The sequence below is a fragment of the Kribbella sp. VKM Ac-2571 genome, from assembly GCF_004362255.1.
Taxonomy (GTDB): Bacteria; Actinomycetota; Actinomycetes; order Propionibacteriales; family Kribbellaceae; genus Kribbella; species Kribbella pratensis.
The window spans coordinates 247,633-267,800 of the sequence record NZ_SNWS01000013.1 but is presented as its reverse complement, the minus strand read 5'-3'; the positions used below and the strand labels follow the sequence as shown (position 1 = coordinate 267,800).

Annotated in this window: 20 protein-coding genes; 11 read left to right on the top strand and 9 right to left on the bottom strand. The window is 68.6% G+C overall.

The genetic code is table 11. The annotated features are described in order from the left end of the window. Positions 1-7 precede the first annotated feature (7 nt). The 4 genes from EV651_RS27535 to EV651_RS27520 form a co-directional block, all read right to left on the bottom strand. The gene (locus EV651_RS27535; RefSeq protein ID WP_133788144.1) at positions 8-1,786 is read right to left on the bottom strand and encodes a 3-hydroxyacyl-CoA dehydrogenase family protein; all 1,779 of its coding nucleotides are present in this window, start codon (positions 1,784-1,786) and stop codon (positions 8-10) included. Between the two features lie 64 nt (positions 1,787-1,850). Beyond that, positions 1,851-2,099 carry an NUDIX domain-containing protein gene (locus EV651_RS27530; protein WP_166658809.1) on the bottom strand — a complete coding sequence of 83 codons (249 nt, stop codon included), beginning with the start codon at positions 2,097-2,099 and terminating at the stop codon, positions 1,851-1,853. Beyond that, on the bottom strand, positions 2,096-2,977 hold the full coding sequence (locus EV651_RS27525) for a class I SAM-dependent methyltransferase (protein ID WP_133788142.1): 882 nt from the start codon (positions 2,975-2,977) through the stop codon (positions 2,096-2,098). The genes EV651_RS27530 and EV651_RS27525 overlap by 4 nt, the downstream gene beginning before the upstream one ends. Further along, positions 2,974-3,297, bottom strand: coding sequence for a hypothetical protein (locus EV651_RS27520; RefSeq protein ID WP_202870535.1), 324 nt, complete (start codon positions 3,295-3,297; stop codon positions 2,974-2,976). The genes EV651_RS27525 and EV651_RS27520 overlap by 4 nt, the downstream gene beginning before the upstream one ends. Positions 3,298-3,346: 49 nt before the next feature. Here EV651_RS27520 and nucS point away from each other — a divergent pair, with 49 nt between their 5' ends. The 3 genes from nucS to glmS all read left to right on the top strand — a co-directional run bounded on the left by nucS (position 3,347) and on the right by glmS (position 6,243). Continuing rightward, on the top strand, positions 3,347-4,006 hold the full coding sequence (gene nucS, locus EV651_RS27515; RefSeq protein WP_130387417.1) for an endonuclease NucS: 660 nt from the start codon (positions 3,347-3,349) through the stop codon (positions 4,004-4,006). A 93-nt stretch (positions 4,007-4,099) separates the two neighbouring features. Continuing rightward, a complete protein-coding gene (locus tag EV651_RS27510; protein ID WP_131292007.1) occupies positions 4,100-4,381 on the top strand; it encodes a hypothetical protein in 282 nt (93 codons plus the stop codon). A gap of 41 nt (positions 4,382-4,422) precedes the next feature. Continuing rightward, positions 4,423-6,243 (top strand): glutamine--fructose-6-phosphate transaminase (isomerizing), encoded by a 1,821-nt coding sequence (gene glmS / locus EV651_RS27505; RefSeq protein WP_133788141.1) that lies wholly within the window; start codon positions 4,423-4,425, stop codon positions 6,241-6,243. Between the two features lie 93 nt (positions 6,244-6,336). Here glmS and glsA read toward each other — a convergent pair whose 3' ends face one another. Next, complete coding sequence (glsA, locus tag EV651_RS27500) at positions 6,337-7,809, bottom strand: glutaminase A (RefSeq protein WP_133788140.1); 1,473 nt, start codon at positions 7,807-7,809, stop codon at positions 6,337-6,339. Between the two features lie 172 nt (positions 7,810-7,981). Between glsA and EV651_RS27495 the strand changes: the two genes are divergently transcribed. Together EV651_RS27495 and EV651_RS27490 are read left to right on the top strand one after the other, a co-directional pair. Then, entirely contained in the window at positions 7,982-9,097 is a 1,116-nt protein-coding gene (locus EV651_RS27495) for a mandelate racemase/muconate lactonizing enzyme family protein (RefSeq protein ID WP_133788139.1), read from the top strand. Further along, complete coding sequence (locus EV651_RS27490; RefSeq protein WP_133788138.1) at positions 9,094-9,786, top strand: FadR/GntR family transcriptional regulator; 693 nt, start codon at positions 9,094-9,096, stop codon at positions 9,784-9,786. Before EV651_RS27495 ends, EV651_RS27490 begins: the two co-directional genes overlap by 4 nt. Here the strand turns inward: EV651_RS27490 and EV651_RS27485 are convergent. Genes EV651_RS27485 through EV651_RS27470 form a run of 4 tightly spaced genes read right to left on the bottom strand, consistent with a single transcriptional unit; the run spans position 9,767 to position 13,984 of the window. Continuing rightward, a complete protein-coding gene (locus EV651_RS27485; RefSeq protein WP_133788137.1) occupies positions 9,767-11,017 on the bottom strand; it encodes a glucarate dehydratase family protein in 1,251 nt (416 codons plus the stop codon). The genes EV651_RS27490 and EV651_RS27485 overlap by 20 nt on opposite strands. Beyond that, a complete protein-coding gene (locus EV651_RS27480; protein ID WP_133788136.1) occupies positions 11,014-12,504 on the bottom strand; it encodes a tripartite tricarboxylate transporter permease in 1,491 nt (496 codons plus the stop codon). The genes EV651_RS27485 and EV651_RS27480 overlap by 4 nt, the downstream gene beginning before the upstream one ends. Beyond that, entirely contained in the window at positions 12,504-12,989 is a 486-nt protein-coding gene (locus EV651_RS27475; protein WP_133788135.1) for a tripartite tricarboxylate transporter TctB family protein, read from the bottom strand. The genes EV651_RS27480 and EV651_RS27475 overlap by 1 nt, the downstream gene beginning before the upstream one ends. Then, positions 12,986-13,984, bottom strand: coding sequence for a tripartite tricarboxylate transporter substrate binding protein (locus tag EV651_RS27470; RefSeq protein ID WP_133788134.1), 999 nt, complete (start codon positions 13,982-13,984; stop codon positions 12,986-12,988). Before EV651_RS27470 ends, EV651_RS27475 begins: the two co-directional genes overlap by 4 nt. Positions 13,985-14,096: 112 nt before the next feature. Between EV651_RS27470 and EV651_RS27465 the strand changes: the two genes are divergently transcribed. The 6 genes from EV651_RS27465 to mmuM all read left to right on the top strand — a co-directional run bounded on the left by EV651_RS27465 (position 14,097) and on the right by mmuM (position 19,950). After that, positions 14,097-14,984: a LysR family transcriptional regulator gene (locus EV651_RS27465; RefSeq protein WP_133788133.1), complete on the top strand. Its 888-nt coding sequence runs from the start codon at positions 14,097-14,099 to the stop codon at positions 14,982-14,984. Between the two features lie 51 nt (positions 14,985-15,035). Further along, positions 15,036-15,962: a 5-dehydro-4-deoxyglucarate dehydratase gene (gene kdgD / locus EV651_RS27460; RefSeq protein ID WP_133788132.1), complete on the top strand. Its 927-nt coding sequence runs from the start codon at positions 15,036-15,038 to the stop codon at positions 15,960-15,962. Then, a complete protein-coding gene (locus tag EV651_RS27455) occupies positions 15,959-17,281 on the top strand; it encodes an enolase C-terminal domain-like protein (protein WP_133788131.1) in 1,323 nt (440 codons plus the stop codon). Before kdgD ends, EV651_RS27455 begins: the two co-directional genes overlap by 4 nt. Then, a complete protein-coding gene (locus EV651_RS27450) occupies positions 17,282-18,106 on the top strand; it encodes a M55 family metallopeptidase (RefSeq protein ID WP_133788130.1) in 825 nt (274 codons plus the stop codon). It abuts the gene before it with no gap. Positions 18,107-18,167: 61 nt separating this feature from the next. After that, positions 18,168-19,094, top strand: coding sequence for an FAD-dependent oxidoreductase (locus EV651_RS27445; protein WP_133788177.1), 927 nt, complete (start codon positions 18,168-18,170; stop codon positions 19,092-19,094). Beyond that, complete coding sequence (gene mmuM / locus EV651_RS27440; RefSeq protein WP_238157225.1) at positions 19,087-19,950, top strand: homocysteine S-methyltransferase; 864 nt, start codon at positions 19,087-19,089, stop codon at positions 19,948-19,950. The genes EV651_RS27445 and mmuM overlap by 8 nt, the downstream gene beginning before the upstream one ends. The last annotated feature ends 218 nt before the right edge of the window (positions 19,951-20,168 follow it).

Here is a 20,168-nt window from a genome sequence, read left to right as displayed (position 1 = left end):
TAGCGGCTCAGTTCGAGTAGTCGCGGAAGCCGCGACCCGTCTTGCGGCCGAGGTAGCCGGCCGTCACCAGGTGCTCCAGCAGCGGAGCAGGGGCGAAGCCGGGCTCGCGGAACTCCAGGTACAAGGTGCGCTGGATGGCGAGCGAGACGTCCAGCCCGACCACGTCGAGCAGGGCGAACGGGCCCATCGGCAGGCGGCAGCCGAGCTTCATCGCGGCGTCGATGTCGTCGACACCGGCGTAGTGCGCCTCGAGCATCCGGACCGCATCGTTGAGATACGGGAACAGCAGCGCGTTCACGATGAAGCCGGCCCGGTCGCCGCAGCGCACCGGGTGCTTGCCTGCGGCAACGGCCACGGCGGCCACCGTGTCGGCGACGTCGGCGGACGTGCTGACTGTGCTCACCACTTCGACGAGCTGCATGACCGGCGCCGGGTTGAAGAAGTGCAGCCCGACCACGTCACTCGGCCGCTTGGTCGCCATCGCCAGGTCGATCACCGGCAGACTCGACGTCGTGGTCGCCAGGATCGCGCCCGGCTTGCAGATCTCGTCGAACGTCTCGAACAGCGCCTGCTTGACGCTGAGCTCCTCGACGACGGCCTCGATCACCAGGTCGGCCTGCGCGAGGTCGTCGAGCTTCGCCGTACCGGTCACCCGGCGCAGCGCAGCGTCCCGCTCCTCCGTGGACAGCTTGCCGCGCTGGACACCCTTCTCCAGCGAGCGCTCCAGCACGCCGCGGACCCGGTCGACCTTCTCCGTACCGCGGGCGACGTACAGCACGTCGTACCCGGCCTTGGCGAGGACCTCGACGATGCCGACCGCCATCGTGCCGGAGCCGACGACGCCGACCTGCCTGACCGCGCGGATCGGCACACCGTCCGCCGACACGACCGGGGTGTTCTCGTCGTCGACCACGACCGGCGAGTCCGGCGACTCGTAGGTGTAGAAGCCGCGCCCGGTCTTCCGGCCGAGGAGGCCCGCGGTCACCATCTGCTTGAGGATCGGGGCCGGCGCGTGCAGCCGGTTGCGGCCCTGCTTGTACATCGTGTCGAGAATCTCGTACGCCGTGTCCAGGCCGATCAGGTCGAGCAACGCCAGCGGACCCATCGGGTACCCGCAACCGAGCCGCATCGCCGCGTCGACGTCCTCACGGGTCGCGTACTTCGACTCGACCATCGACACCGCGTGATTCAGGTACCCGAACAGCAGCGCGTTGGCGATGAACCCGGCCCGGTCCGCCGCGACCACCGGGACCTTGTCGAGCCGGCGGGCCAGCGCCTGCACGTCCTCGACCACGTCCGGCTCGGTGACCACGGTCTTGATCACCTCGACGAACTCCTGCACCGGCGCCGGGTTGAAGAAGTGCATGCCGACCACGCGCCGCGGGCGCTGGGTGGCGACGGAGATCTCGGTGACCGACAACGACGAGGTGTTGGTCGCCAGGATCGCGTCCTCGCGGACGACCTTGTCCAGCGCGGCGAAGATCTCGCGCTTCAACTCGAGCCGCTCGACGACGGCCTCGATCACCAGGTCGCAGTCCGCGAGCGCCTCCAGCGAGGTGGCGAACGTGACCCGGTCGAACAACGCCTGCTGGTCCTCGACCGACAGTTTGCCGCGCTTCACGGCCCGGTCGGTCGAGTGCTGGATGTGCCCGCGGCCGCGCTCGACTGCTTCCTCGTCACGCTCGACACCGACGACCGTCAGGCCGTTGCGCGCGAACACCTCGGCGATCCCGGCGCCCATCGTGCCGAGACCCACCACACCCACCGTCGTCAATTCCCGAGCCATGCTGTGCACTATGCCAGTCCGAGTGCTGGTCCGCCCATGAGCTGGGTCACCGGCGAGGTCAACCTCACACACCCTCGTCGATGACGACCGGAGTCGCCATCCAGCCGTCGAGCAGCCACCACGGGTCCGGTGCAGCGCGGATCTTCACCAGCAGGCCGAGTTCCTCGTGAGCCTCCCGGCGCGCGGCCTCCGCCGGGCTCTCGCCGTCCTCGACCTGACCGCCGGGCAGCACGTGGTACGTCCGCCCGTCGCGTATCCGCTCGATCGCGGCGATCCCGTGTTCGCCGAGCAGTACGACGCCGCCCCGGATCACGAGCGCGTCGCCAGGATCTGGAACCAGGTGCCGATCTTCGAGTCACCGCGTTCCAGCCGCGCAACCGTCCACCCGGTCGCGGTCAGCAGCTCACGGAGCGGATCTTCCTGCCACAGAACGAAATGCCGTGGCAGGTCCAGGTGCCGGTTCGACCACTCCTCGCCTTTGCCCTCCCGGGTCGCGAACGCGAGGATCGGCGCGGAACGGGCCGCCTTCCGCAGTACGTCGGCCAGTTGGGCGCGATCGAAGTGCAGGAACACCGCGCTCGCGTACACCGCGTCGTACGGGCCGCCGAAGTCGTCGGTGATCGCGTTCAACAGGTCGGCGGCGTACCCGTCGGATCGCATCATGTCGACGAACGCCCGCGTCGCGTCGGTACGGCGTACGACGTACCCGCGGCTCTCCAACTCGATCGCGTCCTTTCCGGTACCGCTGCCGAGCTCGAGCACCTGTCCGCCCGGTGCGAGGCGTTCGGCGAGCAGATCGATCAGCAGCCGGTTGGGGTCCTTGGGGATCGAGTCGCGGAACTTGCCGGCGGCCTGCTCGTACGCCGCGAGCGTGAGCTCGTTGTCCGAGGCGACCCGGGTCCAGCCGTCGCCGGTGTGCTCGACGACGGCGGGCAGTTTGAGGCCGAGGTCCAGCCCGAGGACGACGACGGTCTCGCCGCGATGCAGGTCCGCGATCGACTGCAGCTCGGCGGCCGGCTGCTGGGTCAGCTCGGGTACGACGGTCAACCGCACCGCGAGCGCCTCGGCCAACCGAGCGCCCGCGGCCGCCTCGAACGGCCCGGCGTACACCTGCACGACCCGCTCACCCACCACCGCGTCCTGGACGTCACCGGGCAGCAGCAGGATCCGGGCGGGACACATGAGATTCATCGATCGACGTACTCCAGGGCCTCGGCGGCGTAGTCCGGCCAGACGCCGGACTGGTCGAGCGGGATCCTTACCCACTCCTTCATCGGCCGACCCATCCCCGGATCGAACTGCTCCGCACCCGGGACCGCCAGCGCCTTCTCCCGCGGCTCGGGCGGGAGCTTGAAGGTCATCGCGTCGCCGTACATCCCGGCGAGCACCTTCTTGCCGATCTTCAGGCACGGCATCCCGAACATGCTGCCGCGGACCACTCCGGCCCCTTCGAGCCCGGCCGCAACCGCGTCGTACGCCGCGACCGCCTCGTCGCTCACCTTCGGCATCATGCTCACCACCTTCCCACTCCGTAGCCCCGGTGCACTACCGTGCTTTCTCGTGCGCTTGGTGATTGCTACGTGTTCTGTTGACTACTCGGGGCGGCTGACGGCTCATCTGCCGATGGCGCCTCGGCTGCTGATGGTGAAGGCGGACGGGTCGGTGCTGATCCACGCCGACGGCGGGTCGTACAAACCGCTGAACTGGATGTCGCCGCCGTGCAAGCTGACGGAGGACGAAGGGGTCTGGAGCGTCACCAACAAGGCTGGTGAGGAGCTGCGGATCACCATCGAGGAGGTGCACAGCGACACGGCGTACGAGCTCGGGACGGATCCGGGCCTGATCAAGGACGGCGTCGAGGCGCACCTGCAGGAGCTGCTCGCCGAGCACGTCCACACGTTCGGCGAGGGCTGGACGCTGGTACGCCGGGAGTACCCGACCGCGATCGGCCCGGTCGACCTGCTGCTCCGCGACGCCGACGGCAAGCACGTCGCGGTCGAGATCAAGCGCCGCGGCGAGATCGACGGCGTCGAACAGCTCACTCGGTACGTCGAACTCCTCAACCGCGACCCCCTGCTGGCCCCGGTCCGCGGGATCTTCGCCGCCCAGCTGATCAAGCCGCAGGCGCAGTTCCTCGCCACCGACCGCGGCCTCGACTGCCTCACCGTCGACTACGACGCCCTCCGCGGCATGGAGTCCGACGTCCTCCGCCTGTTCTAGCCCCTGATCCAACTACTGACAAAGCAGGTATTTTGCCCGATTTCGGGCAGATGCTTGGCGCTGACCCCGGAAACACTGCATGGTGGGCGAGTGATCAGTGAGGCGGCGGCCGTGGAGCCGGTCGACGAGCTGGCCGATCAGGTCAGCCGCACGACCGGACTGTCGGCGGATGTCGCGCGGCGCGTGGTCGCCGACGTCCTGGCCTATTTCACCGAGACGACCGAGGAGTACGTCCGGCGCCGGCACCGTGAGTTGCAGACCTACGGCGCCCGCAACGACGAGATCTTCGCCCGCCTCGGCACCGAGCTCCGGCACTGGCCGGTCCGCTCACCCGAACTCTCCGCCCGCCAGCTTCGACGGATCGTCTACGGCTGACCCGGGTCTGTTGAACGACAACCTCCGAAAGGCATGAACACATGTGCGGAATCGTCGGGTACGTCGGCACCAAGCCGGCCGCGCCCATCCTGGTGGACGGACTGGCCCGGCTCGAGTACCGGGGCTACGACTCGGCGGGCGTCGCCGTACTCGGGTCCAGCGAGCTGAAGGTGCACAAGGACGCCGGCCGGGTCCGTGAGCTGGAGGCGTCGTTGCCGAAGCGCTTCGGCGGCAAGCTCGGCATCGGCCACACCCGGTGGGCCACCCACGGCGGCCCGAGCAAGGACAACGCGCACCCGCACGCCAGCGGCAACGAGCGGATCGCGGTCGTGCACAACGGCATCTTCGACAACGCCGGCGCGATCCGCGCGCAGCTCGAGGACGCCGGCGTCAAGCTGCGCTCGGAGACCGACACCGAGGTGCTCGCGCACCTGATCGAGCAGGCCGACGGCGCCACCCTCGAGGAGAAGGTGATGGCCGCCCTGCGCCGGATCGAGGGCACCTACGGCATCGCGGTGATCGACCTGGACTTCCCGGACCGGATCGTGGTCGCCCGCAACGGCAGCCCGCTGATCCTCGGCATCGGCGACGGCGAGATGCACATCGCCTCCGACGCGGCCGCGCTGATCCGCTACACCCGCCAGGTCGTCTACCTGGACGACGGCGAGCTGGCCACGGTCCGCGCCGACGGCTACCGCACCTTCACCCAGGACGCCTCCCCGACCACCAAGACCGCGAAGACGGTCGAGTGGGAGGCCGAGGAGTTCGAGCGCGGCCTGCACGAGCACTTCATGATGAAGGAGATCCACGAGCAGCCGGACGCGGTCGGCCGGGTCATCCGGGGGCGTCTGGACGAGCGCTTCCACACCGTGCACCTCGGCGGCCTGAACATGGACGCCCGCGAGGCGCGGGAGATCAAGCGGGTCAAGATCCTCGGCTGCGGTTCGGCGTACTACGCGGGTCAGATGGGCGCGCAGTTCATCGAAGAGGTCGCACGGATCCCCGCCGACGCGGAGCCGGCGTCCGAGTTCCGGTACCGCAACCCGGTGGTCGAGCGGGACACCCTGTACGTCGCGGTGTCGCAGTCCGGTGAAACCCTCGACACCCTGGTCGCGGTGCAGGAGCTGAAGCGCAAGGGCGGCCGGGTGATCGGCCTGGTGAACGCGGTCGGTTCGAGCATCGCCCGTGAGGTCGACGGCGGCGTGTACCTGCACGCCGGCCCGGAGGTCTCGGTGGCGTCGACGAAGGCGCTGACCAACATGGCGGTCGGGTTCGCGATGCTCGGCATCCACCTCGGACGGATCCGGGACGTGTCCCCCGCCGACGGCCGCCGGCTGATCGAGGGCCTGAAGAAGCTGCCGGCGGACATCGCCGCGATCGTCGCCCAGGAGGAGGAGCTGGCCAAGATCGCCGGCCGCCTCGCCAAGCACGAGAGCCTGTTCTTCGTCGGCCGGACCCGCGGGTACCCGGTGGCGCGTGAGGGTGCGCAGAAGCTGAAGGAGATCTCGTACCGGCACGCCGAGGCGTACCAGACCTCCGAGCTGAAGCACGGCCCGCTCGCGCTGATCTCCCCGGACGTGCCGAGCGTCGCGATCGTCCCCGACGACGAGCTGCTCGACCGCAACATCGGCGCCTTGCACGAGATCGGCGCCCGCTCCGGTCCGCTGTACGTCGTCACGCACCCGGGCGTCGAGGTACCGGACGGGGTCGCGGCGAAGATCGTCGTACCGAAGAACGAGCCCGAGCTGGACCCGATCCTGCTGACGATCCCGCTGCAGATCATCGCGTACTACGCCGCGGTCGCCCTCGGCCACGACGTGGACAAGCCGCGCAACCTGGCGAAGTCGGTCACCGTCGAGTAGCCGACCGCCAGGCCATCACAATCGCGACACCACGGCCCCCGTCACGCTCAGCGTGGCGGGGGCCGTTCATTTGTGATGGCCTGGGGGTCCGGGTCAGAGCTGCTGACCGGGCTGTCCCGCCCGGCGCCCGGCAGTCCCGGCCCGCTCCGTGTCGGCGGCCTTCACCGCCACGCCCGTCCCGTCGGTGGCCGCGACCTTCGCAGGACCGCCCGATCCGGCTCGGGCCACGCCGCCGAGTGCTCGGTCGGCGGCGCTCGCCAGCTCAGCGCGCTTGTCGGCTTCGTTCATCTGGCCGCCGAGCTGGTGTGCGGCGACCCGGCCGGCACTCATGCCGCGGTACGGGTGCAGGCCGAACTCGTTGACCAGCCGCTTGCACACCTCGACCCCACGCACCGAGTTGCCGACGGCATCGAGCCGCGGTGAGAACACCACAACGGCCATGCGCTTCGACGGCACCACCATCATGACGTTGCCGGACACCCCGCTCTTGGCCGGCAGCCCGACCTGGTTCGAGAACTGTCCGGAGTCGTTGTACATCCCGCTGTGGCCCATCACCGACAGCACCCGCGCGGCAGTCTCCTCCGAGAACACCTGCTGGCCGCTCAACGGTGCGACTCCACTGTTCGCGAGCGTCGCACCGGCCTTGGCCAGGCGCTCGGCGTTCATGGTGAGCGAACAGACCATCGTGTAGAACTCGGTGGCGTCTTCCGGGGCACGCCGATCGGTCGGACCGGCGCCGTAGAGCTTCCCCACCTTCGCCAGCGCGTTGGCGAACGCGACGTTGCCGAACCCGGTGTCGCGCTCGGCCAGGAACGTCGCACCGTGCAGCTGCGGCCGCTCGCCCGTCATCGCCCTCCACGTGTCCTGGACGGTGGCCAGCCGGCCGGACTGGTCCTTGCCGGAGTCGACGAGCGCGAGCGTCCCGATCGCTCCGGCGTTGATCATCGGATTGTGCGGCCTGCCGTCCCGACTGAGCGACAGCAAGGGATCGTTGAAGGGACCACCGCTCTGCTCCTGGCCGATCCAGCGGTGCACCTCCTCCGGGCCGAGCTGCTCGAGCGCGATCGCGTAGCTGAACGGCTTCGACGTCGACTGCACGCTGAACTCGTCCGCGGTGTCGCCGATCGAGAACACCTGGCCGTCGGCGGTGCAGATCGCGATCCCGAACTTCTCCGGATCCGCGTCCCGCAAGGTGGGGATGTAGTCCGCGACCTCGCCGGACCGCTCGTCCAGCAGGTCGGCGTGGATCCGCTCCACCGCGTGCGCGAACTCCGCGAACTCGTCTGCGGGGACCGCGAGGTCACCGGTCAGCGTTCGCTGGATCACCCCGTGCTGCGCGACCTCGGCGAACGTGTCGAAGTCGAGCTGGACCGGTTGGGCGTACGGCGTGATCGCCGGCCGGCCAGCGGCGTCACGGACGCCGTCCAGCGCGGCGCGTACTCGCGGATCGTCGGGCATGATCCCCGCCCGGCCGAGCGTGTTGAGCAACTCCCAGGACCAGATCCGGCCGTCGCCGTCCTCGTCGATCTCCACGTACGACCGGAGCAGCTTCTCCGCAACGTCCATTGACTGCTTCCTTCCCCAGCTGGCGGCAGGCGGGCGCGCACGACCACACTGTCGGCACCGTCGGCGCGCAGCAGCCTGTACCGGTCGTGTTTCGACAGCGGTCACCTGGTGTTACGGCAACGTCAAACGAGGCCGTTGTAGGACAAGTTGACTACTTGTATGATCACTGCCCATGGACCGCATCCGCCAGGTGAAGCTCTCGTCCGTCGTCCTCCCGCTCGACCAGCCGATCAGTGACGCCAAGGTGCTGACCGGGCGGCAGCGGCCGATGACCGAGGTGGTGTTCCTGTTCGCGGAGATCGCGACCGAGCAGGACCAGCACGGCATCGGGTTCAGCTACTCGAAGCGGGCCGGCGGACCGGCGCAGTACGCGCACGCGAAGGAGATCGCGGCCAACCTGATCGGCGAGGACCCGTCCGACATCGCGAAGGTGTACGACAAGCTGCTGTGGGCCGGTGCCTCGGTCGGCCGGTCCGGCGTCGCGACGCAGGCGATCGCCGCGATCGACATCGCCCTGTGGGACCTGAAGGCGAAGCGCGCCGGTCTGCCGCTCGCCAAGCTGCTCGGCGCGCACCGCGACTCTGTGCGCGCGTACAACACCTCAGGCGGGTTCCTGCACGCCCCGATCGAGGAGGTGAAGGAGCGGGCGTCGAAGTCGCTCGCCGACGGGATCGGCGGGATCAAGATCAAGGTCGGCCAGCCCGACAGCCGGATCGATCTCGACCGCGTCCGCGCTGTCCGGGAACACCTCGGCGACGACGTACCGCTGATGGTGGACGCGAACCAGCAGTGGGACCGCCCGACCGCGCTGCGGATCGGCCGGGTGCTCGAGCAGTTCGGTCTGGTCTGGATCGAGGAGCCGCTGGACGCGTACGACGCGGAAGGCCACGCCGAGCTGGCCAAAGCGCTCGACACCCCGATCGCGACCGGAGAGATGCTGTCCAGCGTCGGCGAGCACGTGCGGCTGATCGAGGCGCGCGCGGCCGACATCATCCAGCCCGACGCGCCCCGGATCGGCGGCATCACACCGTTCCTCAAGCTCGCGACACTTGCCGACCACAACGGTCTGCAGCTCGCGCCGCACTTCGCGATGGAGATCCATCTGCACCTCGCGGCGGCGTACCCGCGCGAACCCTGGGTCGAGCACTTCGAGTGGCTGAATCCCTTGTTCAACGAGCGTCTGGAGACGGTCGACGGACGCATGCTCGTCCCCGACCGGCCGGGCCTCGGCTTCACGACGACCGAACAGTGCGCGCGCTGGACCGTCGACAGCTGCGAGTTCCGGTGAGCGGTCTCGCGGATCAGATCGTTGAGGATCTGAAGCGGCGGATTCTCAGCGGCGGGATCGCGCCGGGCGAGAAGCTCCCGGGTGAGAACGGTCTGGTCGAGGAGTTCGGGGTCAGCCGGACCGTTGTACGCGAGGCGGTCTCGCGGTTGCAGGCCGCCGGGCTGGTGGAGACGTTCCAGGGACGTGGCTCGTTCGTGCTGGAGGTCCCGGAGCGTACGCCGGGATTGCGCGAGGTGCGGTCGCACCGCGACGTCCTCGACCTGATGGATTTCCGGATCGGCGTCGAGAGTGAGGCGGCCGGGCTGGCGGCGGTACGACGTACCGACCATCAGCTGAAGGGGATCGAGCGGGCGCTGGACGATTTCCGGCGGGTCGGCGACGATCCGGGGCGGTCGGTGGAGGCGGACTTCGCGTTCCACCTCAAAGTGGCCGTTGCCTCGGGCAACCGGTTCTACGGGGACCTGATCGGGGAGCTCGGGCCGATGATGATCATGCTGCCGCGGACCCGGCTCGACCCGGCGTACGAGATGTCGGACCCGGAGCATCTCACCCGCGTGGTGCACGAGCACGAGAACATCAGCGCGGCGATCGCGCGGTCCGAGCCGGAGGCGGCACGGGCGGCGATGCGGGTGCATCTGTCGAGCACGCGACACCGACTGGCCGGTGCAACTACCAGCGCGCCGTGTTAGGGCTGAACCCCGGATCGACCGTGCGCATGTACGTCGTGTCGTCGCGTTTGCGGATCCCGCACGCCAGGTACTGCTCGTGCAAAGCGCCCAGCGCGTCGACATCCAGCTCGACACCGAGCCCCGGGCCACGAGGCACCCGCACACTCCCGGACTCGAACGCCAACACACCCGGCTTGATCACGTCCTCGGTCTTCCACGGGTAATGCGTGTCGCAGGCATACGTCAGATTCGGCGTCGCCGCGGCAAGATGCGTCATCGCGGCGAGACTGATCCCGAGGTGCGAGTTGGAGTGCATCGACAACCCCATCCCGAACGTGTCGCAGATCCCCGCCAGCAACTGCGACCGCCGCAGCCCGCCCCAGTAGTGATGGTCCGACAACACCACCTGCACGGCGTCCGCGAGCACCGCCGGCTTCAGGTGCGCGAAGGCGATCACGCACATATTGGTCGCCAAGGGAATCTCAGTCTGCTGCGCGACGGTCGCCATACCGTCGATCCCGGGCGTTGGATCCTCCAGATACTCCAGTACGCCGCTGAGCTCCCGAGCGACCTGCACCGACGTGTCCACGGTCCACGCACAGTTCGGATCGATCCGCAGCTGGTGCTCCGGGAACGCCTCGGCGAGCGCCCGCACCGCCTCGGCCTCCTGCGCCGGCGGGAACACACCGCCCTTCAGCTTGATCGCCGTGAACCCGTACTCGCCGATCATCTTCTCGGCCTGCCGCACGATCCCGTCCGGATCGACCGCCTCGCCCCACGCGTCCGCTTCACCACCTGGATGCGCGGCCCACTTGTAGAACAGATACGCACTGAACGGCACCTCGTCCCGGACCGCCCCGCCGAGGAGGTCCACCACCGGGAGCCCCAACTGCTTGCCCTGGAGGTCGAGCAGCGCGACCTCGTACGGCGACAACACCACGTCGACCGGGTCCTGCAGGTTGAGCATCCCGCCCACCTGAGCCCCACCACCACTGGTCAGTACATCGCTCACCCGCTGACGCAGCCCGTTGACGTCGAAGATGTCCAGCCCGGGCAGTACGTCGGCGACGGCGCGCATCCGTACTAGATGGTCGTCGGCGGCGTACGTCTCCCCCAGCCCGACCAGCCCGTCGTCCGTCCACACCTGGACGATCGTCCGCAGCGCGAACGGTTCGTGGACGCCGACCACGTTGAGGAGCGGCGGGTCCGCGAACGCGACCGGAGTGAGTTCGACGCGGGCGATCTTGCTCATACGAGTTCCTTCTCTTTGCGTCGACGTACCAGCAGCCGGACACCGGGCAGTGCGAGGACGACGATCAGCGCCGCGAGGACCGTGCCGGAGATCGGCCGGGTGAAGAAGCCCATCGGGTTGCCGCCGAAGATCAGCAGCGACTGCCGGACCGCGGTCTCCATCACGCTACCCAGGACGAACGCGAGCACCAGCGGTCCCGGCTCGAACCCGAACTTCTTCATCAGGTAGCCGAGGACGCCGAACACGATCACCAGGAACATATCGAACACCTGGTTCGCCACCGTGTAGACGCCGAGCAGCGTGATCAGCACCGTGATCGGCGCGAGGACGGCGGGACGCACCTTGAGGATCTTCACGAACACCCCGACCAGCGGAATGCTCATGATCAGCAGCAGGATGTTGCCGAGGTACATCGAGTTGATCACGCCCCAGAACAGGTCCGGGTGCTCGGTCACCAGTTGCGGACCGGGCGCGATGCCCTGGATCAGCAGTGCACCGAACATCAGCGCCATCGTCGCGTTTGCGGGGATCCCCAACGTCAGCAGCGGGATGAACGACGAGGTGGCGGCCGCGTTGTTCGCCGTCTCCGGCGCCGCGACCCCCTCGACCGCACCGCGACCGAACCGCTCGGGCTCCTTCGCCCGCCGCTTCTCCACCGCGTACGCGACCAACGACGACAGCGTCGCGCCACCACCGGGCAGTACGCCGAGCACGAAGCCGATCACCGAGCCGCGGGCGATCGCCCCACGCGACTGCCGCAGGTCGGCCCGGGACGGCCAGGCGTTCGCCACCGCGACCGGCGCCTGCACCTTGTGATGGCGTTCCTCGAGGTTGTAGAGGATCTCGCCGAGCCCGAACAGGCCCATCGCGATCGGCACGAAGTCGATGCCGTCGGCAAGGTTCAGGCTGTCGAACGTGAACCGGCTCGCTCCGGTGAACGTGTCCCGCCCGACCGTTGCCAGCAGCAACCCGAGCCCCGCGGCGATCACCGCCTTCAACCGGCTGCCGTTCCCCACGGTCGCCACCAGCAGTACGCCGAACAACGACAGGGCGGCGTACTCCGGCGGACCGAAGTCGAGCGCCACGCTCGCGACCACCGGAGCGAGCAGGGTCAGTCCGATGATCGACACCGTGCCGCCGATGAACGACCCGATCGCCGCGATGCCGAGCGCCGTACCAGCTCGTCCTTGTTTGGCCAGCGCGTAGCCGTCGAAGACCGTGACCACGGAGGACGCCTCGCCGGGCAGCCGCAGCAGGACCGACGTGATGGTGCCGCCGTACTGCGCGCCGTAGAAGATGCCGGCCAGCATGATGATCGCCGACACCGGCTCCACGCCGTACGTGATCGGCAGCAGGATCGCGATCGTCGCGGCCGGGCCGAGCCCGGGGAGGACGCCGATCAGCATGCCGATCACGACGCCGATCAGGCAGTAGAGGAGATTGGCGGGCTCCAGGACGACGCCGAAGCCATCGATCAGGCCGCCCATCAGATCAACCTGGGCAGCGGAATCTGCAGCAGCAGCACGAAGAGGACGTAGAACGCGGCGACCGTGCCCACGCTGATCGCGACCGCCGAGACCCAGGTCTCCTTGCCGAGGAACCGCAGCCACACGAACGTCAGCAGCAACGACGGGATCTCGAACCCGATCAACGGCAGCACGGACGCGAAGACCACCAGCGTCAGTACGGCGACCGCGGTCTGCACACTCGACCGCGAGAACTTCTCGGTGTCCGTCCCGTGCCGGCCGACCAGCGCAAGGATGATCGACAGCACGGTCACGACCACGCAGACCACGAACGGCCACAGGCCCGGCCCGGGCTGGGTCAACCGACCCAGCCCGAGGGCGAGCGACCCGATCACTCCAGCGATACCGACGACAGCGGCGACGACCGCGGCCCCGAGCTGGGACCACGGCCCCGCGTGCGGCGGGCGATCCTCGGCGAGCTCCTCGAGCAGAGCGGCCTCACTCACTTCTTGGCCGCCAGCGAGATCCCGAACTGGTCGAGCTGGGCCTTGTACTTCGTCGCGTACCCGTCGAGGATCTTCCGCACCTCGTCCGGCGGCACCTCGATCGGCGTCAGGCAGTGCGCGTCGTTGAACTTCTTGTACGCGTCGGTCGCGTAGGTCTTCTTCGCGGCGTCGGCCAGCTTGGTCTTGACGTCGTCCGGCGTACCCTTCGGCGCCGTGAGGAAGCGGTACTGCGACACCACGACGTCGTACCCCTGCTCCTTGGCGGTCGGCACGTCGGGCAGGAACTTGATCCGCTCGGCCGAGAAGACCGCGAGCGGGACGACCTTCTTCGCCTTGATCTGCTCGATGCTGTCGCCGACCTGGATCGTTGCCACGTCGACCTGACTGCCGAGCAGCGCGGTCAGCGCCGGAGCACCACCGTCGAACGGTACGTCGGTTGCGGGGATGCCGGCCTGTTTGAACGTCAACGCGGACGCAAGTTGCGCGCCGGTGCCGACACCGGTGGTCCCGTACTTGACGTTCTTGCCGGCCTTCTTCAGGTCGGCGATCGTCTTGTACCCGGAGCCGACCGGCGCGATCAGCACGTAGTCGTCCTGCGAGATGCCGCCGAGCAGGTCGAAGTCGTCGAGCTTCACCACCTCGTTGGCCGACACCGCGAGCGGCGTGATGGTGAACAGCGACGCGTTCTGGACCGCGATCTTGTAGCCGTCCGGCTTCGCGGCCTGCAGTTCCTTGGCGTTCAGCGCGCCGTTCGCACCGGGCTTGTTGACCACCGGCACCGAGACGCCGAGCTCCTTGCCGATCCCCTCCGCGATCGCTCGCGTGATCAGGTCGGTGCTGCCGCCCGGAGAAGCACCGACGCTCATCTGGATGTTGCCGGTCGGATAGTCACCCTTGCCGCCGCTGGAGGTCGTCTTGACCCCACCGCAGCCTGCCAGGACAAGGGAAGCACTGACCGCCGTCACCAGGACGCGGCGGTTGAGCTTGAACAGCATCGGATTCCTCCTCCACGGAGAGTGGGCCCGGCCCTCGATTGCGTGAGCGTAGGGAGGCTGGATCATGCGTGTCCAAGGCCGATGTGGCATCGAGTGATACCTTTCCTGCATCATGTTTTCGCTCGACCAGCTGAGTGCGTTCGTCGCCGTCGCCGAGGAGCTGCACTTCGGACGGGCGGCCGAACGGCTGAACATGACCCAGCCACCGCTCAGCCGCCAGGTCCAGAAGCTCGAACGGGCCGTCGGTGCGCGGCTGCTCGAACGCGACAACCGCAAGGTCGAGCTGACCGAGGCCGGGGAGGCGTTCCTCACCGAGGCACGCCGGCTGCTCGCGCTGGTCGAGACCGCGGGCGATCTCGCGCGCCGGGTGGACCAGGGCGCCGCGGGGACGCTGCGGCTCGGGTTCACGGCCACGTCGGCGATCCGGACGCTCGGGCCGCTGCTGCGCCGGCTGTCCGAGGAACTGCCGGACGTCGACGTGATCCTGCACGAGCGGGTCACGCCCGCGCAGATCGACGGGCTGCTGCGCGGCGAGCTGGATCTCGGGCTCGGGCGGCCGCCGTTCGACTCCGACGTACTGGACTCCCGGATCGTGTTCCGCGAACCGTTGTGCGCTGTTGTTCCCGGCAACCACCGGCTCGCCGCGCTCGGCCGGCCGTTGACGTCCGCGGACTTCAGCGGGGAGCAGGTGATCAGCTACTCGCCGACCCAGGCCCGGTACTTCCACGAGTTGACCGTCCGGTTCCTCGCCGAGTCGCACCCGCGGATCGAGCAGCGGGTGCAGCAGATCCTCACGGTGATATTGCTGGTCGCCGCGGGTCGCGGGGTCGCGCTCGTACCGGCGTCGGCGCGGCACCTCGGCGTCGAGGGCGTGACGTACTGCGACCTGGCCGGACCGGGCGGACCTGTCGAGGCGGTCGAATTGCACGCGATCTGGCGGCGGGATGCGACCAGCCCCGTCCTGCAGCGCGTCCTCACGATGCTCCCAGAGCATCATTAGATCCAAAATCGATCTTGGACAGGTATCCACCGACGTTCCTACGCTGACCGCGTGACCAATGACTCTCCCCGGTACTCCCCCACCGAACTCGCCGCGCAGCTCAAGACCGGCCTGCTCTCGTTTCCCGTGACGCACTTCCACGCGGACCTCAGCTTCAACGAGGCCGGGTACCGCGAGCACCTGTCCTGGCTGAGCCAGTACGACGTCGCAGGCTTGTTCGCCGCGGGCGGGACCGGCGAGGGCTTCTCGCTGACACCGGCCGAGATCGACACCGTCGTACGGACGGCTGTCTCGGAGGTGGACGGGCGGGTCCCGGTAATCGCGCCGGCGACCGGTGGGACCGCCTCCGCGGTGGCGGGCGCCCAGGCGGCGGAGGCGGCGGGTGCGGACGGGGTGCTGCTGTTCCCGCCGTACCTGACCGAGGCGGGTCAGCGTGGTTTGATCGAGCATGTGTCGACGGTGTGCCGCAGTACGGGCCTCGGGGTGACGGTCTACAGCCGGGCGAACGCCATCCTCGATGACGTGACGGTTGCGGAGCTCGCGGACCGGAATCCGAATTTCGTGTGCCTCAAGGACGGGGTCGGGAACGTCGAGCAGATGACGCGGACGTACGCGCGGGTCGGCGAGCGGCTCACGTACGTCGGCGGGCTGCCGACGGCGGAGACGTTCGCGCTCCCGTTGCTGCAGCTCGGGTACAGCACGTACTCGTCGGCGATCTTCAACTTCGTGCCGGAGTTCGCCCTCGGCTTCTACGCCGACGTGATCGCCCAGGACCGCGACTCGGTCTACCGGAAGCTTCGGGAGTTCGTGATTCCCTACCTGGACATCCGCGATCGAACCAAGGGGTACGCCGTTTCGATCGTGAAGGCCGGCGTCAACGTGATCGGACGCGGCGCGGGACCGGTCCGGCCGCCGCTGCAGGATCTCCGCGAGGAGGAGCTCGCTCAGCTCGCTGAGTTGCTCGGGAAGGTGAAATGACGCCGACAGTCACCTCGGTGGAGGTCGTGCCGGTTGCCGGGTACGACAGCATGCTGCTGAATCTGAGCGGGGCGCACGGGCCGTTCTTCACTCGCAACGTCGTGATCGTCACCGACAGCTCGGGCAACACCGGACTCGGCGAGGTCCCCGGCGGCGAGCGGATCGCCAGCACGATCCGGGATGCTGCGCCGCTCCTCGTCAACCAGTCCCTCGGTCGATACCGTCACCTGCTTCAGATCGTCTCCACCACTTTCGCAGGTCGTGACAGTGGTGGGCGTGGGCTGCAGACGTACGACCTCCGGACGACGGTGCATGCCGTGACGGGGCTCGAGTCAGCGCTGCTCGATCTCCTTGGGCAGCATCTCGGCGTGCCAGTTGCTGAGCTGCTCGGTGACGGGCAGCAGCGGGCCACGGTTCCGGTGCTGGGATACCTGTTCTATGTGGGGGATGTTGCGCGGACAGACCTGCCCTACCGGACAGAGAAGGGCGGTGCGGATGGATGGTTTCGGCTCAGGCGGAAGCCGGCTCTGACGGCTGATGCGGTGGTCGAGCTGGCTGTGGCGGCGCAGGAGCGGTACGGGTTTGCCGACTTCAAGCTCAAGGGTGGCGTGTTCGATCCGCATGTCGAGGTGGACGCGGTCCGGGCGCTGCACGAGCGGTTCCCGGCGGCGCGCATCACGGTCGACCCGAACGGCGCGTGGCTGGTCCGCGAGGCGGTCGCGGTCTGCTCGGGGCTGGACGGCGTACTGGCGTATGTCGAGGATCCGTGCGGCGCGGAGTCCGGGTTCTCCGGGCGCGAGACGATGGCCGAGTTCAAGCGGCAGACCGGCCTGCGGACGGCGACCAACATGATCGCGACCGACTGGCGCGAGCTCGCGCACGCGATCCGCACGGACGCCGTCGACATCCCGTTGGCGGACCCGCACTTCTGGACGATGGCCGGATCGGTGCGGGTCGCGCAGCTGTGTCACGACTTCGGGCTGACCTGGGGTTCGCACTCCAACAATCACTTCGACATCTCGCTGGCGATGTTCACGCACGTCGGCGCGGCCGCGCCGGGTGAGATCACCGCGCTCGACACGCACTGGATCTGGCAGGACGGGCAGGCCCTGACCAAGGACCCGCTGCAGATCGCCGGCGGCGAGATCGCCGTACCGACACGACCGGGGCTCGGAGTCGAACTCGACCGCGACGCGCTGGCGGCCGCGCACGAGCTGTACCTGAAGCACGGCCTCGGGGCGCGCAACGACGCAATCGCGATGCAGTACCTGGTCGAGGACTGGGAGTTCGACCCGAAACGGCCTTGTATGGTGCGGTAGATGAAGATCTTCTTGTCGACAGACATGGAGGGTACGGCGGGGGTCGTCGACTGGAGCCAGTGTCGCGGACCCGGGCCGGAGTACGAGTACTACCGGGGTCAACTGCAGGCCGAGGTGAATGCCGCGATCGACGGCGCGCTGGCCGCGGGCGGGACCGAGTTCCTGGTGAACGACTCGCACTCGACGATGCAGAACCTGCGCCCGGACGAACTGCACGGCCGCGCGAGCTACCTGTCCGGGAAGCACAAGCCGCTGTACATGATGCAGGGCCTCGACGACTCGTTCGACGCCGCGTTCTTCGTCTCGTACCACGGGTCGGCGGGGTCGACGTCGTCGGTGCTGCATCACACCTACAACCCGCGGGCGATCGCCGAGGTCCGGCTGAACGGCGCGATCACCGGTGAGGCCGGGATCAACGCGCTCGTCGCGCTGGCGTACGGCGTTCCCGTCGTACTGATCTCTGGCGACCGGGTGACGATCGACGAGGCACAGGCGTTCTGTCCGGACATCGAATCGGTCGTGGTGAAGGACTCGGTGTCGCACAACGCTGCCCTGTCGGTGCATCCGGAGCAGGCCCGGGAGCTGATTCACGACGGTGCCCGCCGTGCGCTCGCCCGGCTGAGCGACATCCGGTTGCCGAGCATTCCGCTGCCCGCCGAGCTGACCGTTCGCTTCCACAACGGCGCCTTCGCCGAGCTGGCCTGCGAGCTGCGCGGCGTCGAGCGACGCGAGGAGAAGGTCGTTGCCTTGCACAATGATGACCCGCTGCAGCTCTACCGGACCTTCATCGCGACCGTCCTGCTGAGTCGCGGCGTCAGCGAGTAACCATGGCGAGACCGGACCTACGCGCCTGGCGTGATCACGGTGCGTAGGTAAGACTGTGGGAATGCGCGTGATCGTGGTGGGTGCGGGCGTGATCGGGCTGAGCTGTGCCATCAGGCTCGCCGAGGGCGGGTACGACGTGGCGGTGTTCGCCCGCGATCTGCCGTTGGAGACGACCTCGTCCGTGGCGGCCGCGATCTGGTACCCGTACCTGTCGGCGCCCGAGGACCGGGTGGCCGGCTGGTCGCGGGCGACGTATGAGGAGTTCGCGAAGCTGGCGGAGGTCGAGCCGTCGGTGCAGCTGCGGCACGGGCGCGAATTCCTGGTGGAGCGGAAGCCGGATCCGCGGTGGGCGGACGTACTCCCGGATCTCACGCGGGTCGCGTCGCCGCCAGCCGGGTTCGTGGACGGGTGGGCCTTCACGTCGCCGGTGATCGACATGCCGGCGTATCTGCCTGCGTTGGTGAAACGGCTCGAGGCCGCAGGCGGAACGCTGACGCGTGCGGCGCTGTCCGCGCTGCCGACCGGGGCCGATCTCGTGGTGAACTGCACCGGGCTGGGCGCGCGGCTGACCGCCAGCGATCCGACGGTCACGCCGGTTCGTGGACAGGTGCTGACGGTTGAACCGTGCGGGCTGACCGATTGGCTGGTCGCGGACCGTTCGCCGGACGAGCTGACGTACGTGATCCCGCGGCGGAACGACGTGGTCGTCGGCGGCACCAGCCAGCCGGGCGACTGGAACCTGGCCGTCGACCCCAAGACCACCGCGGAGATCATGGAGCGGGCGGCTGAGCTGGTTCCCCAACTACGCAAGGCGAAAATCATCCGTCAACGCGTCGGGCTGCGGCCGGCGCGTCCCGCGATCCGGTGCGAGCTCGTGCGTACCCGCTCCGGCGAGCCGATCATCCACTGCTACGGCCATGGCGGCTCCGGTGTCACGCTCTCCTGGGGCTGCGCGGACGAGGTCTTCGAACTGGTCCAAAGTGTCTGACCATCCGGTCATCCTGGACGGCGGCCTGTCGAACGCCCTGGAGGACCGCGGCCACGACCTGTCCGACGCACTCTGGTCCGCCCGCTTGCTGCGTGACGCTCCGTCGGAGATCGCCGCCGTACACCGCGCGTACTACGAGGCCGGCGCGATGGTCGCCACCACGGCGAGCTACCAGGCCAGCGTGGTCGGGTTCGAACGCGCCGGCGTCGAACGCGTCGAGGCCGAGCGCCTCATCACAAGCAGCATCCGCATCGCGCTCGAGGTCCGCGACGAGTACGACGACCGACTGGTAGCGGCGTCTGTCGGACCGTACGGCGCGATGCTCGCCGACGGCTCGGAGTACCGCGGCCGGTACGGCGTCAGCTCGCAGATCCTCCGCGACTTCCACGGCCCGCGCCTCGAACTCCTCGCCAACGCCGGCCCCGACCTGCTCGCTGTCGAAACGATCCCCGACACCGACGAGGCAGAGGTCCTGGTCGAGCTACTGCGCGAACTCGACTTCCCCGCGTGGTTCTCGTACTCGATCGAGAGCGACCACACCCGCGCCGGCCAACCACTCACGGAAGCCTTCGCGATCCCCGCCATCGATCAGGTAGTTGCCATCGGCATCAACTGCTGCCGGCCCTCCGACGTCCGCGCCGCGGTACAGACCGCGGTCGCCGTCACCGGGAAGCCGGCAGTCGCCTATCCCAACCGCGGCGAGTCCTGGGACGCGATCGCGCGCGAATGGGTCGGCGACTGCGCGGGACCCGCGAGCCTCGCACCCGGGTGGGTCGAGGCGGGAGCGGCGTACGTCGGAGGCTGCTGCCGAGTCGGGCCGGACGACATTCGAGCGCTTGCGGCGGGCGTTGCGTAGCTGTGCGCCACCTGTCCTTCCTGCTTAAGTTTATCGGGTTTGTCGATGCGCGACTGCAGTTATCCACAGCCGCGCCAGGTCGCTGGCTTCCCGGCCGTCGGGATTGGGTCCACACGGACCGGTAGCCGGCGCCTGTCGCGCCTTTCCGGAACATAAAGGTCACCTAGTGGCGAAAAGTTTCCGGAGATCGCGGGCTGCCCGACGCGGACGGCAATCGA

Coding starts and splice junctions, on each gene's coding strand:
- EV651_RS27535 (WP_133788144.1), bottom strand. CDS start 1,786: ATGGCTCGGGAATTGACGACGGTGGGTGTGGTGGGTCTCGGCACGATG.
- EV651_RS27445 (WP_133788177.1), top strand. CDS start 18,168: ATGCGCGTGATCGTGGTGGGTGCGGGCGTGATCGGGCTGAGCTGTGCC.
- EV651_RS27450 (WP_133788130.1), top strand. CDS start 17,282: ATGAAGATCTTCTTGTCGACAGACATGGAGGGTACGGCGGGGGTCGTC.
- EV651_RS27470 (WP_133788134.1), bottom strand. CDS start 13,984: ATGCTGTTCAAGCTCAACCGCCGCGTCCTGGTGACGGCGGTCAGTGCT.
- EV651_RS27520 (WP_202870535.1), bottom strand. CDS start 3,297: ATGATGCCGAAGGTGAGCGACGAGGCGGTCGCGGCGTACGACGCGGTT.
- glsA (WP_133788140.1), bottom strand. CDS start 7,809: ATGGACGTTGCGGAGAAGCTGCTCCGGTCGTACGTGGAGATCGACGAG.
- EV651_RS27495 (WP_133788139.1), top strand. CDS start 7,982: ATGGACCGCATCCGCCAGGTGAAGCTCTCGTCCGTCGTCCTCCCGCTC.
- EV651_RS27455 (WP_133788131.1), top strand. CDS start 15,959: ATGACGCCGACAGTCACCTCGGTGGAGGTCGTGCCGGTTGCCGGGTAC.
- EV651_RS27480 (WP_133788136.1), bottom strand. CDS start 12,504: ATGGGCGGCCTGATCGATGGCTTCGGCGTCGTCCTGGAGCCCGCCAAT.
- glmS (WP_133788141.1), top strand. CDS start 4,423: ATGTGCGGAATCGTCGGGTACGTCGGCACCAAGCCGGCCGCGCCCATC.
- EV651_RS27525 (WP_133788142.1), bottom strand. CDS start 2,977: ATGAATCTCATGTGTCCCGCCCGGATCCTGCTGCTGCCCGGTGACGTC.
- EV651_RS27465 (WP_133788133.1), top strand. CDS start 14,097: ATGTTTTCGCTCGACCAGCTGAGTGCGTTCGTCGCCGTCGCCGAGGAG.
- EV651_RS27485 (WP_133788137.1), bottom strand. CDS start 11,017: ATGAGCAAGATCGCCCGCGTCGAACTCACTCCGGTCGCGTTCGCGGAC.